At 68.1% G+C, this 14,500-nt stretch carries 12 protein-coding genes and 2 tRNA genes; 7 read left to right on the forward strand and 7 right to left on the reverse strand.

What is annotated here, in order from left to right; all coding sequences use genetic code 11:
- Positions 1–5: 5 nt before the first annotated feature.
- Positions 6–431, reverse strand: a complete 426-nt coding sequence (locus PUT80_RS24680; RefSeq protein ID WP_238605090.1) for a HutD family protein — start codon at positions 429–431, stop codon at positions 6–8.
- A 58-nt stretch (positions 432–489) separates the two neighbouring features.
- On the reverse strand, positions 490–1,068 hold the full coding sequence (locus PUT80_RS24685) for a TetR/AcrR family transcriptional regulator (protein WP_275293668.1): 579 nt from the start codon (positions 1,066–1,068) through the stop codon (positions 490–492).
- A 103-nt stretch (positions 1,069–1,171) separates the two neighbouring features.
- Here PUT80_RS24685 and PUT80_RS24690 point away from each other — a divergent pair, with 103 nt between their 5' ends.
- The gene (locus PUT80_RS24690) at positions 1,172–2,125 is read left to right on the forward strand and encodes a hypothetical protein (RefSeq protein WP_275293648.1); all 954 of its coding nucleotides are present in this window, start codon (positions 1,172–1,174) and stop codon (positions 2,123–2,125) included.
- Between the two features lie 28 nt (positions 2,126–2,153).
- Here PUT80_RS24690 and PUT80_RS24695 read toward each other — a convergent pair whose 3' ends face one another.
- Positions 2,154–2,978 (reverse strand): SAM-dependent methyltransferase, encoded by an 825-nt coding sequence (locus tag PUT80_RS24695; protein ID WP_078870499.1) that lies wholly within the window; start codon positions 2,976–2,978, stop codon positions 2,154–2,156.
- A gap of 259 nt (positions 2,979–3,237) precedes the next feature.
- Here PUT80_RS24695 and PUT80_RS24700 point away from each other — a divergent pair, with 259 nt between their 5' ends.
- The 3 genes from PUT80_RS24700 to PUT80_RS24710 all read left to right on the forward strand — a co-directional run bounded on the left by PUT80_RS24700 (position 3,238) and on the right by PUT80_RS24710 (position 7,245).
- Positions 3,238–4,275, forward strand: a complete 1,038-nt coding sequence (locus PUT80_RS24700) for a M48 family metallopeptidase (protein WP_134729633.1) — start codon at positions 3,238–3,240, stop codon at positions 4,273–4,275.
- A 366-nt stretch (positions 4,276–4,641) separates the two neighbouring features.
- Positions 4,642–6,153 (forward strand): trypsin-like serine protease, encoded by a 1,512-nt coding sequence (locus PUT80_RS24705; protein ID WP_275293649.1) that lies wholly within the window; start codon positions 4,642–4,644, stop codon positions 6,151–6,153.
- Between the two features lie 135 nt (positions 6,154–6,288).
- Positions 6,289–7,245: an RNA polymerase subunit sigma-70 gene (locus tag PUT80_RS24710; protein ID WP_275293650.1), complete on the forward strand. Its 957-nt coding sequence runs from the start codon at positions 6,289–6,291 to the stop codon at positions 7,243–7,245.
- Here PUT80_RS24710 and PUT80_RS24715 read toward each other — a convergent pair whose 3' ends face one another.
- Both PUT80_RS24715 and PUT80_RS24720 read right to left on the reverse strand, forming a co-directional pair.
- Positions 7,246–7,815: a dihydrofolate reductase family protein gene (locus tag PUT80_RS24715; protein WP_275293651.1), complete on the reverse strand. Its 570-nt coding sequence runs from the start codon at positions 7,813–7,815 to the stop codon at positions 7,246–7,248.
- A gap of 91 nt (positions 7,816–7,906) precedes the next feature.
- Positions 7,907–8,251, reverse strand: a complete 345-nt coding sequence (locus PUT80_RS24720) for a hypothetical protein (RefSeq protein ID WP_275293652.1) — start codon at positions 8,249–8,251, stop codon at positions 7,907–7,909.
- Positions 8,252–8,473: 222 nt separating this feature from the next.
- On the opposite strand from PUT80_RS24720, the gene PUT80_RS24725 reads away from it, so the two are divergent.
- Both PUT80_RS24725 and PUT80_RS24730 read left to right on the forward strand, forming a co-directional pair.
- Positions 8,474–8,923: a DUF4240 domain-containing protein gene (locus tag PUT80_RS24725; protein WP_275293653.1), complete on the forward strand. Its 450-nt coding sequence runs from the start codon at positions 8,474–8,476 to the stop codon at positions 8,921–8,923.
- A gap of 178 nt (positions 8,924–9,101) precedes the next feature.
- On the forward strand, positions 9,102–9,440 hold the full coding sequence (locus tag PUT80_RS24730; RefSeq protein WP_275293654.1) for an ankyrin repeat domain-containing protein: 339 nt from the start codon (positions 9,102–9,104) through the stop codon (positions 9,438–9,440).
- Positions 9,441–9,735: 295 nt separating this feature from the next.
- Here the strand turns inward: PUT80_RS24730 and PUT80_RS24735 are convergent.
- A tRNA-Pro gene (locus PUT80_RS24735) sits at positions 9,736–9,809 on the reverse strand.
- Positions 9,810–9,934: 125 nt separating this feature from the next.
- Between PUT80_RS24735 and PUT80_RS24740 the strand changes: the two genes are divergently transcribed.
- A tRNA-Gly gene (locus PUT80_RS24740) sits at positions 9,935–10,008 on the forward strand.
- On the opposite strand, the gene PUT80_RS24745 is transcribed toward PUT80_RS24740, so the two are convergent.
- Complete coding sequence (locus PUT80_RS24745) at positions 9,960–14,468, reverse strand: HAMP domain-containing protein (RefSeq protein ID WP_238608284.1); 4,509 nt, start codon at positions 14,466–14,468, stop codon at positions 9,960–9,962. The genes PUT80_RS24740 and PUT80_RS24745 overlap by 49 nt on opposite strands.
- Positions 14,469–14,500: the final 32 nt, after the last annotated feature.

Raw genomic sequence — 14,500 nt, forward strand, 5'->3', positions numbered from 1 at the left:
CTGCATCATGCCAGCGTGGTGAGGAAAATATCGGCGATTTGCTGGCCGAGGTCGACCGACGCGACCGCCCCGTCCGGGTCGTTCTCCGCGGGGGAGCGAAGGACGACCTCCGCTCGGTACAGCCCGCGCCGGGTCATCACGTTGAGCGCGCGGGTCGGCTGATCGAGGGTGACGCTGACCGTGTCCTCCCCGGCGAACCGGAGCTGGTCGCCGCGCTCGAGATCCGTCGTGGTCCCGTTGACGGTCAGCCGGAGCGGCCCGAGAGCGGTGAAAAGCCGGTCGATTCCCGGAAAAGACGAGAACGGCGCGTCTTCGAGAAGGTCCGCGACGCTGATCCGCCACCGGGAGGGATCGGCGTCGGCGGCGAGTTCGCGGGTGGTGCCTGCGCCGTTGCGCCAGGGGACCGGGGCGACTTCGGACGGGTTGAGCATCAGGGCATCTCACTCGTTCTCCGCGGCAGATGCAAACCCGCCGGGCGTCAAGCGAGGTTCACTGCGGCAACAGTGTGCGGACCGCGTCCGGGAATCCGGCCACTCCGTCCGGTCCGGACAGTGCCAGGTTGAAGAGAAACCCGGGCAGCAGCGCCAAAATCGCCTGCGCGAGCGCCTCGGCCGGCACACCGGTCCAGGCCCCGGCCTCCTGGCGGCTGCGCACGAGACCGGCCACCTCGGCACTCATCTCGGCCGACGCGGCGGCGAGGCGCTCGGCGAGTTCCGGATTGCGCTGGGCCTCCGACCAAACCAGCACCGCCATGCTCGCCAGTTCCCGGTCGCGATGCAGCCCGGTGACGGCCTCCAGCAGTTCCGCCATCACCTCGCCGACGCCGCGCTCGCCGCCGCGGGCGAGGGCAGCGCGCAGCACGCCGGTGACGTCGTCGAGGTTCTGCGCGGCGACCGCGACGATCATGTCCTCCTTCTTCGGGAAGTACCGGTAAACCGCGCCCGCGGACTTGCCCGCCTCGGTGAAGACGTCCTGCATCGACGTGCGGTGGAAGCCGTCGCGGAGGAAACAGCGGCGCGCGGCCGCCAGGATTTCCCCGCGCTGGTCGTCCTTGTACTGCTGGCTCACCCTCGGCAACGTCCGCTCCTCGCCTTGACACCCGTCGCCGGGGCAGCCTAGCGTAAAAGAAAAGCGGATGTCCGTCCTCTTTTAGCGTCAGGAGACCCCCGCCATGCCCATGACTCCCGTCCCGGACGTCACGCTGACCCCGGTCGCGTCCTTCCCGGAGAAGTACTTCCCGGAAAACCTCGCCGTCCGCTCCGACGGTTCGGTGCTGGTCACCGTCCTCCTGCAGCAGGAGCTGTGGATCGTGCCGGAGCCGCAGCGACCCGTTCTCGTGCACCGCTTCGACCACCCCGTGACGGGGATCGTCGAGGTGCAGCCGGACGTCTTCGTGCTCAGCCTGACCGAGGGCTACACCACCCACGAATCGCATCTGGTGCGGCTCGACCTCACCGGCTGGACGCCCGGCGAACCGGTCGCCCCGGAGGTCGTCTTCACCTTCGACGACCGGGTGCGCGCACTCAACGGCAGCTGCCTGCTCGGCCGCGGAGTACTCGCCGTCGCCGACTGCTTCGCCGGGCTGATCTGGCGCGTCGACCTCGATGCCGACGCTCGTAGTGGGCAGGCCCGGGTCTGGCTGGCCCACGACACCATGGCCGACGACCCGGACGCCGAGATCGCCCCGCCGCGGCAGCCAGGCGTCAACGGCGTCCGGTACAGCGCGCGGACCGGCTACCTCTACTACACGTCCACCGCGCAGAAAGTCTTCATGCGAGTGCCGGTCGATCCCGAGACGCTAGACCCGGCCGGTGGCGCGGAATTCGTCGCCGCGATCGACAACGCCGACGACTTCGCCCTGGACGACGAGGCCGGATTCGCTTACGTGACAAGGCATCGCGCCAACACGCTCGACCGGGTGCCGCTCATTCCGCGCCACGGCAGCGAAGTCCGGCACATCGCGGGCGAGCCGTTCGACGAACGCCTGGTCGGGCCGTCCAGCGCGGCCTGGGTTCCGGGCCAGGAAGGGCGAGCCTTCTACGTGACCACGGACGGCGGCACGACCGCCCCGCCGGACGGGATCCTTCGCAACGCCATGCTGCTGCGGGCTGACCTGCATCCGTGACGCTTAGGGGAGGCGGTTTCGGCGCGGATCAGGGCTTGCGCGCGACCCCGGCCAGCATCGCCGCCTCGCTCGGATCCGCGAAGTCGACCACCGGCGTGTTGACCCCGCTTTCCTCGGGATGCCAGGCGGCGGTCCAGGTGACCCCCGGGTCCAGCATCTCGAAATCGCCGAACAACGCGCGGATTTCCGCGTTCGAGCGCAGCACGTGCTTGCTGACATTGGTGTCGTACAGCTGGATCACCGCGCGCAACTGCCTGGCGATGTCCTCGGGCAACCCCTCGTGGGTGATCTGCGACAGCACGAGATACGACCCCGAGGGCAGCATTTCCCGGTACCGCGCGATGGCCTCCGGCCCGAGGTCGCGCCCGTCCGGGCCGGGCTGCTGGATGTGCAGGACCGCGGTGACCAGCAGCGCCAGCGGCCGCCCGGGATCGATGACGCCGGTGTCCGCGACGGACTGCCACAGTTCGTCCGGTTCGCGAAGATCGCCCTGGATCACCGCGTGGCGTTCGGGATCCCCGTGGCGCTCCAGCAGGATCCGGGAATGCGCGACCGCCACGGGTTCGCGGTCGATGTAGACGACGCGGGAATCCGGCGCGACCTCGTCGGCGATCTGGTGGACGTTGCCCATCGTCGGGACGCCGGACCCGATGTCGACGAACTGGCGCACGCCGAGGCGCACGAGATGCCGCACCGCGCGGTGCAGGAACGCGCGGTTGGCCCGGGCGCAGTACATCCCGGCCGGGAAGGTTGAGAGGACCATCTTGCCGAACTCGCGGTCGATGGCCCAGTTGGCCGTGCCGCCGAGATACCAGTCGTAAACCCGCGCCACGCTGGGCCGGTCGAGGTCCACGCCCGGGATGGGCTCTTCAGGTCCTTGCGCCACGCCGCCTCCCCCGCAGTCGTGGCCCAATCGTAGCCAATCCGGCCGATCCCGCCGGACGGGCACAGCGGCGACCGCCGGCCCGGCGCGGGCAGTGGTCTGGACAACGCGGATATTCCTTGCGTGATCCACTGCGTTTTCGTTAATGGGAAACAGCAGTTCAGCGCCGGGGAATCGGCCGGTGATCGTCGTTGAGTAGGCTGCTGTCAACGACTTCATTGGGGGAGCGATGACTGAAGAAATCGAACCGGTGCGCCGGGCCGCCGTCCGTTTTCCGGGAATCAGCCCGAGAGCCTACGAACACCCGGTGGACCGCGGCGCGCTCGCCACGTTGCGCGCGATGCCCGGATTCGCCCAGGTGATCAAGGCCGTCTCCGGTTTCTACAACGAACGCGGCGAACGGCTGATGGCGCTGGCGTCGTCGATTCGCGTGGGACCGAAGCAGTATCCGGAACTCGACCGGCTGCGCCACGAATGCGCCGAAACGCTCGATCTCCCCGCCGTGCCGAACCTGTTCGTCTACCAGGACCCGCGGCTGCAAGCGTCCGCGCTCGGCATGGACGAGCCGTTCATCCGGATCAGCACCGCGCTCGTCGAGCGGCTGAGCCACGAATCGCTGCGGTTCGCCATCGGCCACGAAATGGGGCACGTGCTGTCCGGGCACGCGGTCTACCGCACGATCATGGTGCGCCTGATCAACCTCCAGATGTCGATGTCCTGGACGCCGGTCAGCGCGCTCGGCATCCGGGCGATCATCGCGGCGCTGAGCGAGTGGTACCGCAAGGCCGAACTGTCCTGCGACCGCGCGGGCCTGCTCTGCGGCCAGGACCCGACCGCCGCGCTGCGCGCGCAGATCCAGCTCGCCGGCGGCGTCGACCCTTCCCGCATCGACATCCCGTCCTTCCTCCAGCAGGGAGCGGAATACGAGTCGGGCGAAGACATCCGGGACAGCCTGCTGAAGCTGAAGTACGTCGAGACCGAAACCCACCCGTTCGCCGTGGTCCGGGCGACGCAGCTGCAGAAATGGGCCGCGTCCGAGGAGTACCGGGCGATCCTGACCGGCGAGTACCCGCGCCGGGACGACGACGCGCCCGCCACGGACTGGAAGGACGACCTGAAGTCCGCGGCGAAGTCGTACAAGGATTCCTGGACCGCCTCGGCGGACCCGCTGACGAAGGTCTTCACCGACGTCGGGGAGACGGTCGCGGACACCGCGAGCAAGGTGTGGGCCAAGTTCGGCGGGGGCTCGGAGAACGGCAACGCCTGAGGTCGGTTTCGTGCGGAAATGCAGAACCCGGAAAAGGCCGCGGCGAAATAACTGACAATTCTTGTCTGCTCGGACGCCGACAAAGCGCCGCATCTTAACCGCGTGTCCAGAGCCCGTGGAATGTGGGGTACGTCACCGCGTGCTGCGGTAATGGCGGCCTGATGTGCGCGATGGTATCTGCGGCGCGTCAGGGGATGGGGCGCGTCGGCAAACGGGGGAGGGGCATGCGGCACATGGAGGAATGGCTTCCCGTGTCGCGGTGGATTCCCCGGCGTGGACCGGCCGTAATCGGCGAGTGCGGAAAAGCCTCGCTGTTCTGTGGCCGGTAATCGGAGGAATTCGGCGTCCGAACGAAAGGGTTTCTTCATGGTGTTCAACCGGAAAGCTTCGCGCTTGGCCGGCTGTGTCGCCGGGGTGACCGCAGCGGGGCTGCTGGCCGCCGCGGCGCCGGCGAACGCGGTGGCCGGGGGTGCGCCGGTCACCGGTGCCGCGGCGTCCTCGCTGGTCCGGCTCGCGATCGGGGGTGACGCGACCAGCGGCGGCCACGCCTGCACGGGAACCCTGGTTTCCTCGCAATGGATTCTGACGACCGCGTCGTGCCTCACCGGCAAGACCGGGGCGCACGCCGGCGACGGACTGGTCGACGGCGCGCCGCCTGCCGTCGCCGTGAACGCTGCGGTGACCGAAACCGGGAAGCCGACCCGGCAGATCGCCGTGGACCGGGTGGCGACGCGGACCGACCGCGACGTCGTGTTGCTGCGGCTGGTCGCGCCGGTTCTCGGGGCCAGCGTGGGGAATCTCGCCGCGACGCCGCCGCCGTCGAGCGGGCAGGTGACGGTGGCCGGGTTCGGCCGCACGGCGACCGAATGGATCCCGGACGCTCCGCAGTCGGCTTCGCTGACCATCGCGGCCGGCGCTCCGGAGCACGGACTGGCCCTCGAAGCGTCCGGCACGAGCGGCGTGTGCCGCGGCGACGCCGGAGCGCCGGTGTTCACCGCGGACGGCCGGATCACCGGCGTCATCACCGGTTCGTATCAGCACAACTGCCTCGGCGAGACCGCGACCAACCCGGCGGTGAGCGCCGCCCGCGTGGACGACCTCGGCGACTGGATCACGGCGCACACCGTCGCGGGACACCACGGTCTGTACCGCGTCGACGCCAACGGAGCGGTCCTCGCCTATTCCGGCACCGGCAGCACTTGGACGACCCTCGGCACCGGGTTCGACCGGGTCTACGCCGGGGAAAGCGCCGTGGTCGCGACCCGCGCCGACACTCACGACGTCTACCGCTACACCGGGACCCCCGGCCAGTGGGCGAAGATCGGCGGCCCGGGCGACGGGTTCGTGGTCAACGCCGACGGCGTCTACGGCTACAACGGCGGCGGCGTCCTGCGCTGGACCGGCACCGGCTGGGAAACGGTCGGCCCCGCCGGGACCGCGTTCTACGCCGCAGGCCACCTGCTCGCCCGGACCGTGCCCGGCACCGGCGACCTCTACCTGATGACCGCACCCGGCACCTGGGTCAAGATCGGCACCTCCGGCAGCGGCTTCGCGATCAACGACGACGGCATCTACGGAGCCAACGGCGGCGGCGTGTACCACTGGACCGGCAGCGGCAGCGCATGGGCGAGCGTCGGCAAGGCGCAGAGCGCGCTGTACGCGGGTGCGCACACGCTGCTCGGCATCGAACCGGCCACCAAGGACGTCAACCTGCTGACCGGCAACGGCTGGACCCGCATCGGCGGCTCCGGCGACGCGTTCGCGGCCAACGCCGACGGCGTGTACGGCATCAACAGCGGCGGCATCTACCGCTGGAACGCCCAGTCCGGCGGCTGGGCGGCGATCGGTCCCGCCACCCGGGCTCTCGCCACTGACTGATCCCGCGCGTCGGCCGTGAAGGACCCCTTGCGGGACTGGGATTCCCGCAAGGGGTCCTTCGCGGACCGATGAGAAATCCTCCGCCCGGTCGTCAGTTCTGGTGACCCCCTCTCCGCGGTGGAAGGATCGACGACCATGAGCCCGCCGGACACCGACGACCCAGCGCGGTTCGCGCTGATGACCGAGCGCCACCGGCGTGAGCTGCAAGTGCACTGCTACCGAATGCTCGCGAACTACGAAGACGCCCAGGACCTGACGCAGGAGACCTTCCTGCGAGCGTGGAACAAACGGGAGTCCTTCAACGGCCGTGCTGCGCTGCGAACCTGGCTGTACCGGATCGCGACCAACGCCTGCCTCGATTTCCTGGACAAACGCAACGACCGCACCCCCGTGCCGTCCGGCCTCTTGGGCGCTGAGCTCCCGTACCTGCAGCCGTACCCCGACCGGATGCTCCCGGAGGATCCGCAGGAATCGGTGGTAGCGCGGGAGACGATCGAGCTGGCGTTCATCGTCGCCGTCCAGCACCTGCCGCCGCGGCAACGCGCAGTCCTCATCCTGCGCGACGTCCTAGGCTGGCCGGCACCGAAAGCCGCGGAAGCCCTCGAGCTGACCGTCGCGTCGGTAACCAGCGCACTGCAACGGGCGCGCGTGACAATGCGCGAGCAACTACCCGCCCGCCGTCTGGACTGGCGCAGCCCCACCACCCACGAACTGTCGCAAGACGAGCGCGCCGTGGTGAAGTCGTACATCGACGCCCACGAACGCAACGACCTCGACCGCCTCATGTCCCTGCTCCGCGACGACCTGCGCTTCGCGATGCTGCCCGACCCCGGCACCGTGATCACAACGGCCCGGGACGCCGTCGACGGCTGGGTATCCGGCGGCCTCTTCCAGCGCTACGACGACTGGCGCTGCATCGCCACCACGGTCAACCGCATGCCCGCCGCCGCGCTCTACCTCCGGACCGCCGACGACCCGGCGTACCGGCTGCTGAACCTCGCGGTCCTGCACATCGCCGACGGAAAGATCGCCGAACTCACCGGATTCGAGGTCGCCGACAAACCATGGCTGGGCCTGGCCGCGACCCTGTGATCACCGCCTGGTCGCGTAGCGGGTCAGCACCACGCCGCCGGGAAACGTCCGCGTCTCGACCAGATTCAGGTTCACCCAGTTGTCCAGCGCGCTGAAGAACGGCGTACCGCCACCCACGAGAACCGGATGAGTGACTACCGCGTACTCGTCGACGAGCCCCGCCCGCATAGCCGCCCCGGCGAGCGTCGCGCCGCCAACGCTCAGCGGCCCACCGTCGCCTGCCTTGAGGTGCGCGATCTCGGCGACCGCGTCGCCAGCGAACAGCCGGGCGTTCCAGCCGACCTGTCCGATCGTCGACGAAAACACGACCTTCGGCGTATCCCGCCAGTTCCGCGCGAACTCGACCTCCGCCGCCGTGGCGCCCGGCTGCTGGTCGCCGGTCGGCCAGTAGGAACTCATCGCCTCCCACAGCTTGCGCCCGTAGAGCGACATGCTGTTCGCGCGCTCCTGATCAAGCCACCACTGGAACAACTCCTCGCTCGGCGGCCCGCTCCAGCCGATGTCGTCTCCCGTCGCGGCGATGTAGCCGTCCAGCGTCAGGTTCATGCCGAAGATCAGTTTCCGGGTCATGTCAGCCTCCCTTGTGTGGCGATCGCACATATACAGACGGGTGGGGCGCGAAAACCTCATCGGGGGCTGTCAGGGCCATGCTGGATCTCCATCAGCCCCACCACGACCTGGTCGCCGAGCCCGGCTCACCCCTCCCGGCGTGTTGGCGAGCCAGTACAGCCCGAGCCGGGGTGTCCAGTTGACTGCTTGGCAGCCGCGGACGACCCGGTCCACGGTCGTCTTCGACGGCGACGGGCGGCCAGGGTTCGAATCCGGTGTCGCCGATCTCGCCCACGACCATCAGACCTTCGCGGAGCAGGTACTCGAGCACGGAGGCGAAGAATCCGGTGAAGCGGTCGCTGTTTTCGGGAACCACCCGTGTTGTGTTGGCGATCAGCCAATCCAGCGGAACGACCCGTTCGACATCGTTCCGCGCTCGCGTTCCTGGCTCATCCATCAACGTGCACCTTCTCTTTGAGCGGCGTGGCGAAGTCGATGATTTCGCCGCCTGATCTGGACGTGTTCCGCCGTTGGACAGTGACGCCTTCGCCGAGGTCCTACATTTCGGGGATCTTGTCTCCGCGCGACGGGAGCCTCGAATGGTCGAACAGCGTCCGCGACTCGGCGGCATCGGTAATCTCGGCAATACCGTCAACTCGCCCGGAAGGAACAGGCCCTGATGGACGACCACGAGTTCTGGGCACTCGTCTCCTTGGTGCGGCAGGACCCTCCGGCGACGGATCAGGCCGCTTTCGCTCCCCTGGAAGAGGAACTCGGCAGGCGCGACGAAGCTGAGATCAAGAAGTTCGAGGACATCCTCGCCCAGCGTCTCTACGACCTGGACCGGTCCGAGCTCGCCGCGGTGCCGTCAGCCGTCACCGGTTTGCCTCTCTCCAGCGATTCCTTCCTGTACTGCCGGGCAGCGGTGGTGCTGGCGGGGGAGCAGGCCTACCGATCTGTTCTCGAAGACCCGGAAAAATTCGGTTCGTACACCGGTGCCGGTGGACCAGAGGCCGAATTCCTGCTCTACGTCGCGCAACACGCCTACGAGAGCTCGACGGGAAAAGATTGGGAACACGTCAGCCCTGTCGACTACGAGACGGGATCGAACCCGGCGGGCTGGAGCTGAAGCGAACTTCGGAGGCGAAGCCGTGCAAATTCGCCTCGCCAGAGAGTGAAGCACAGTCGGTTCGGACGGATGTCCGCGTGGTTGGGATACCGAGCTCAAATATTGACCTACTTCGTCGATCGCCTAAGAATTTCCGGGAATCGACGCAGAGATCACCAGTGGTGGATAGGATGTTGTTGTGGTCGAGTATATGACGCCCGCACATATTGCGGTAGAGATGAGCGATCTTCCGGCTCTTCGGGACCTTTTGGATCAAGGTGTCGATGTCGACGAAGAATGCAACGGCATGACGCTCCTGCAGCATGCCATTGACGTCGAAGGCGATGGTCATGTGCAGACGGGCAATCCGTTGCATGTCGATCTCACGGCTTATCTTCTCGCTCGCGGAGCCGACCCGCTTCGTCGAAGCACTGACTTCGAGCAGGTGACGGCAGAGGAGATGGCTCGAAGCTGCGGTCACTGGCTGGCGCTCGCCCTGTTCGAAGCATGGAAACACCGCGAAAGCCGATCCGTCTGATACTTGGTGTTGAATCGGTGGCGGCGTGGCGATTGCTCCGGTGGTGCCGATGCCAGGTCATGCGATCGGGTCGGCGAGCCAAGTGCGGAAGAGTGCACGGTGTCGCAGCAGCCGCGGATGGGTGCGAGAGCTCTTGGCTCCGCCTCGAGTGGCGTAGATCACTCGTCGATCAAGGCCTACCAGGCGAGCGGAGCCAAGGTCAGTGCTCGGCCCGGCGGTGAAACCTCAAACAGAAGGGCGGACGCGTCCGGCGGCACGAAAAAGGGGCTGAACCCGCAGGTCCAGCCCCTCTCGGTCGGGATGACAGGATTTGAACCTGCGACCCTCCGCTCCCAAAGCGGATGCGCTACCAAGCTGCGCCACATCCCGGCACCCCCGAAGCCCGTGGTCCGGGAGCCTCATGAAGGCCTCCGGAGCCCAGGTACCCGGGGGGTGTACGACCCACCCTAGCGGGCACGCTAAGCTTGCTTCGCTCCCGGGTCACCGAGGGCGCTGCGGGTGTAGCTCAATGGTAGAGCCCTAGTCTTCCAAACTAGCTACGCGGGTTCGATTCCCGTCACCCGCTCCAAGCACTTCCGAGTTCGAAGACGACGCCGCGTCCGCCTCCAGGCGGGCGGCGATCACGTCCAGCAGCAGGTCAGTGTCCACCGGCTTCGTGATGTAGTCGTCCGCTCCCGAAGCCAGCGTGCGTTCGCGGTCTTCCTCCGTTGCCTTCGCTGTGACGGCGATCACTGGCAGGTCCTCGTGGGCCGCTTCGGCGCGGATGGCCGCGATGGTGGCGTTGCCGTCCAGTTCCGGCATCATCACGTCCATCAGCACCAACGCGGTGTCCTCGTGGCGTTCCAGCGCCCGGATTCCGGCCACGCCGGTGTCGGCGTAGATGACTTCCAGGCCCGCTTGTTCCAGGACCGCCGCGAGGGCGAAGACGTTGCGCAGGTCGTCGTCGACGATGAGGACCTTTTCGCCGTTGAAGCGTTTCGGGGCGCTGTTCGGTTCGGCCACGGTGATGGTGCTCGGCAGGACCGGCAGCTTCGGGGTCGGGCGCACGGGGGTCGTCGGGGCGATCAGGTTCGCGGCGCCGACCGGCAGGTACAGCGTGAAGGTGCTGCCCTTGCCGGGGACGCTGCTGACGCGCAGTTCGCCGCTCAGCAGCTCGGTCAGCTGCTGGCTGATCGACAGGCCCAGGCCGGTGCCGCCGTACTTGCGGCTCGTCGTGCCGTCCGCCTGGCGGAAGGCGTCGAAGATGACTTCCAGCTTCTCCTCGGGGATGCCGATGCCGGTGTCCTCGACGCCGAACGCGATGATCCCGGCCGCCGAGCGCAGCGACTCCTGTTCGACCTCCTCGGGGTCTGCCATCCGGATGTGCAGGCGTACGCCGCCCTCGTCGGTGAACTTCGCGGCGTTCGACAAGAGATTCCGGAGCACCTGCTGGAGGCGGTGTTCGTCGGTGTGGACGCTGCCCGGCACCGGCGGGTCGATCATGACGGCGAACTCCAGGCCCTTGTCCGCGGTCAGCGGGCGGCAGAGCGATTCGACGTAGTTGACCAGCTCCGGCAGCGTCACGTCGGACATCTGCAGGTCCAGCTTCCCGGCCTCGACCTTCGCCAGGTCCAGGATGTCGTTGATCAGCTGCTGCAGGTCGGAACCCGCCGCCCAGATCGTCTTCGCGAACTGGATCTGCTTCTCCGTGAGGTTGCCCTCCGGGTTCTCCGACAGCAGTTTCGCCAGGATCAGCGCGCTGTTGAGCGGAGTTCGCAGCTCGTGCGACATGTTCGCCATGAATTCGTTCTTGTACTGCGACGCGACCGTCAGCTGCCCGGCCCGTTCCTCGAGCTCCTGGCGGGCCTGCTCGATCTCGATGTTCTTGACCTCGATGTCGCGGTTCTGCTGGGCCAGCAGCGCCGCCTTCTCGGCCAGTTCGGTGTTCGACCGGCGCAGTTCGCCCTGCTGGGCCTGCAGCTGCTCGGACCGCGCGCGCAGTTCCTGGGCCAGCCGCTGCGATTCGGTCAGCAGCGCTTCCGTGCGCGAGTTCGACAGGATCGTGTTCACGTTGACGCCGATCGTGTGCCGCAGCTGCTCCAGCAAATCCAGGTGCACCGCGGAGAACTCGTTGACCGACGCCAGTTCCAGCACGCCGAGCACCTCGCCCTGGAACAGCACCGGCAGCACGATCACGTTGACCGGCGGGGCCGAGCCGAGCCCGGACGACACCAGTGCGTACTCCGGAGGAGCGCCGTTGACCAGTATCGTCCGCCGGTCCACCGCGGCCTGGCCGATCAGCGATTCGCCGAGCCGGAAGCGCAGGCCGGTGCGCGCCTGGGCGAGGCCGTAGGCGGCGATGCAGTCGAGCAGCTTGTCCGGGTCGCCGGCGTCCTCATCGTCGTGCGCGATGAAGAACGCGCCCTGCTGCGCGCTCACCAGCGGGGCCAGCTCCGACAGGATCAGCGTCGCCACCGACGCGAGGTCGCGGTGGCCCTGCATCCGCCCGGACAGCCGCGCCAGGTTCGTCTTCAGCCAGTCCTGTTCGCGGTTCGCGGAGGTGGTCTCCTTGAGGTTCGCGATCATCTGGTTGATGTTGTCCTTGAGGTCCGCCAGCTCGCCGGACGCGTCCACGGTGATGTGCCGGGTCAGATCGCCCGCGGTCACCGCCGTCGCGACCTGGCCGATCGCGCGGACCTGCGTGGTCAGGTTGCCCGCCAGCTGGTTCACGCTCTCGGTCAGCCGCTTCCAGGTGCCGGACACGCCTTCGACCTCGGCCTGACCGCCCAGCTTGCCCTCGGTGCCGACCTCCCGGGCGACCCGGGTGACCTCCGCGGCGAACGCGGACAGCTGGTCGACCATCGTGTTCATCGTCGTCTTGAGTTCCAGGATCTCGCCCCGGGCGTCGACGTCGATCTTGCGCGACAGGTCGCCGCGCGCGACCGCCGTGGTGACCTGCGAGATGTTCCGCACCTGACTGGTCAGGTTGTGCGCCATGAAGTTGACGTTCTCGGTCAGGTCCTTCCACGTCCCGGCCACGCCGGGCACCCGCGCCTGACCGCCGAGGATGCCTTCCGTGCCGACCTCGCGGGCAACCCGCGTCACCTCGTCGGCGAACGCGCGCAGCGTCTCGACCATGTCGTTCAGCGTCCCGGCCAGCGCTGCGACCTCGCCCGCCGCGTCGATGGAGATCTTCTTCGACAGGTCGCCGTTCGCCACCGCGCTCGCCATCGTGGCGATGCTCCGGACCTGCACGGTCAGGTTGTCGGCCATGACGTTCACGTTGTCGGTGAGGTCTTTCCAGATCCCCGCGACGCCCGGAACGCGCGCCTGGCCGCCCAGCCGCCCTTCGGTGCCGACCTCGCGGGCGACCCGGGTGACCTCGTCCGCGAAGGCGGACAGCTGGTCGACCATCGTGTTCAGGATGTTCTTGAGCTCCAGGATCTCGCCGCGCGCGTCGACGGTGATCTTCTGCGTCAGATCGCCGCGCGCCACGGCCGAGGTGACCTGGGAGATGTTCCGCACCTGGTCGGTGAGGTTGTTGGCCATGAAGTTGACGTTGTCGGTGAGGTCCTTCCAGGTCCCCGCCACGCCCGGCACGGTCGCCTGACCGCCCAGTTTTCCTTCCGTGCCAACCTCTCGCGACACTCGGGTGACCTCGTCGGCGAAGGACGAGAGCTGGTCGACCATCGTGTTCAGCGTCGTCTTCAGCTCGAGGATTTCGCCGCGCGCGTCGACCGCGATCTTCTTCGTCAGGTCGCCCCGCGCGACCGCCGTCGCGACCTGCGCGATGTTCCGGACCTGCGCGGTGAGGTTGTTGGCCATGAAGTTCACCGAGCCGGTGAGGTCGCGCCAGATGCCGGCGACCCCGGGCACGGTGGCCTGGCCGCCCAGCTGCCCTTCGGTGCCGACCTCGCGGGCGACTCGGGTGACCTCGTCGGCGAAGGACGAGAGCTGGTCGACCATCGTGTTCATCGTGGTCTTGAGCTCGAGGATCTCGCCCCGCGCGTCCACGGTGATCTTCTGCGTCAGGTCGCCCTTCGCGACCGCGGTGGTCACGTGCGAGATGTTGCGGACCTGGTCGGTCAGGTTGTCGGCCATCTGGTTGACCGAGTCGGTAAGGCCGCGCCACGTGCCGGCCGCGCCGGGGACCTCCGCCTGACCGCCGAGGCGGCCTTCGGAGCCGACCTCCCGGGCGACTCGGGTGACCTCGTCGGCGAACGACGAGAGCTGGTCGACCATCGTGTTCAGCGTCGTCTTCAGCTGCAGGATCTCGCCCCGCGCGTCGACGTCGATCTTCTTCGTCAGATCGCCCGCCGCGACCGCCGTGGCGACCTGCGAGATGTTGCGGACCTGGTCGGTCAGGTTGTCCGCCATCAGGTTCACCGAGTCGGTGAGGTCGCGCCAGGTGCCCGCCACGCCCGGCACGCGCGCCTGGCCGCCCAGGCGGCCTTCGGAACCGACTTCGCGCGACACCCGGGTGACCTCGTCGGCGAACGACGAGAGCTGGTCGACCATCGTGTTGATGGTGTTCTTGAGCTCGAGGATCTCGCCCCGGGCGTCGACGTTGATCTTCTGCGTCAGGTCGCCGCGGGCCACCGCGGTGGTGACCGACGCGATGTTCCGGACCTGCTCGGTGAGGTTGTCGGCGAGGAAGTTGACCGAGTCGGTGAGGTCGCGCCACGTCCCGGCCACGCCGGGGACCTCGGCCTGACCGCCGAGGCGGCCCTCTCCGGCGATCTCCCGGGACAGCCGGATCACTTCGGCGGCGAACCGCGACAGCTGCGCGTTGAGGCCGTTCACGGTCTTCGCCAGCTCGGCGTACTGCCCGCGCAGCGGACGGCCGTCCAGCTGCAGCGCCATCGGCTGCGACAGATCGCCCTCGGCGACCGCGCCCAGCACCCGGTCCAGCTCCACGACCGGGCGGCTGACGTCCTCGATCAGCCCGTTGACCGTGTCGACCGCGGTGGCCCAGCCGCCGGGGCCGATCTCGGTGCGCACGCGTTCGGTGAGCTTGCCCTCCTGGCCCACCTCGCCGCGCACGCGCATGAGTTCCGTCACGAGCCGCTGGTTGCGCTCGG

Origin of the sequence: Amycolatopsis sp. La24, from assembly GCF_029087445.1 — a bacterium.
Lineage (GTDB): Bacteria > Actinomycetota > Actinomycetes > Mycobacteriales > Pseudonocardiaceae > Amycolatopsis > Amycolatopsis nivea.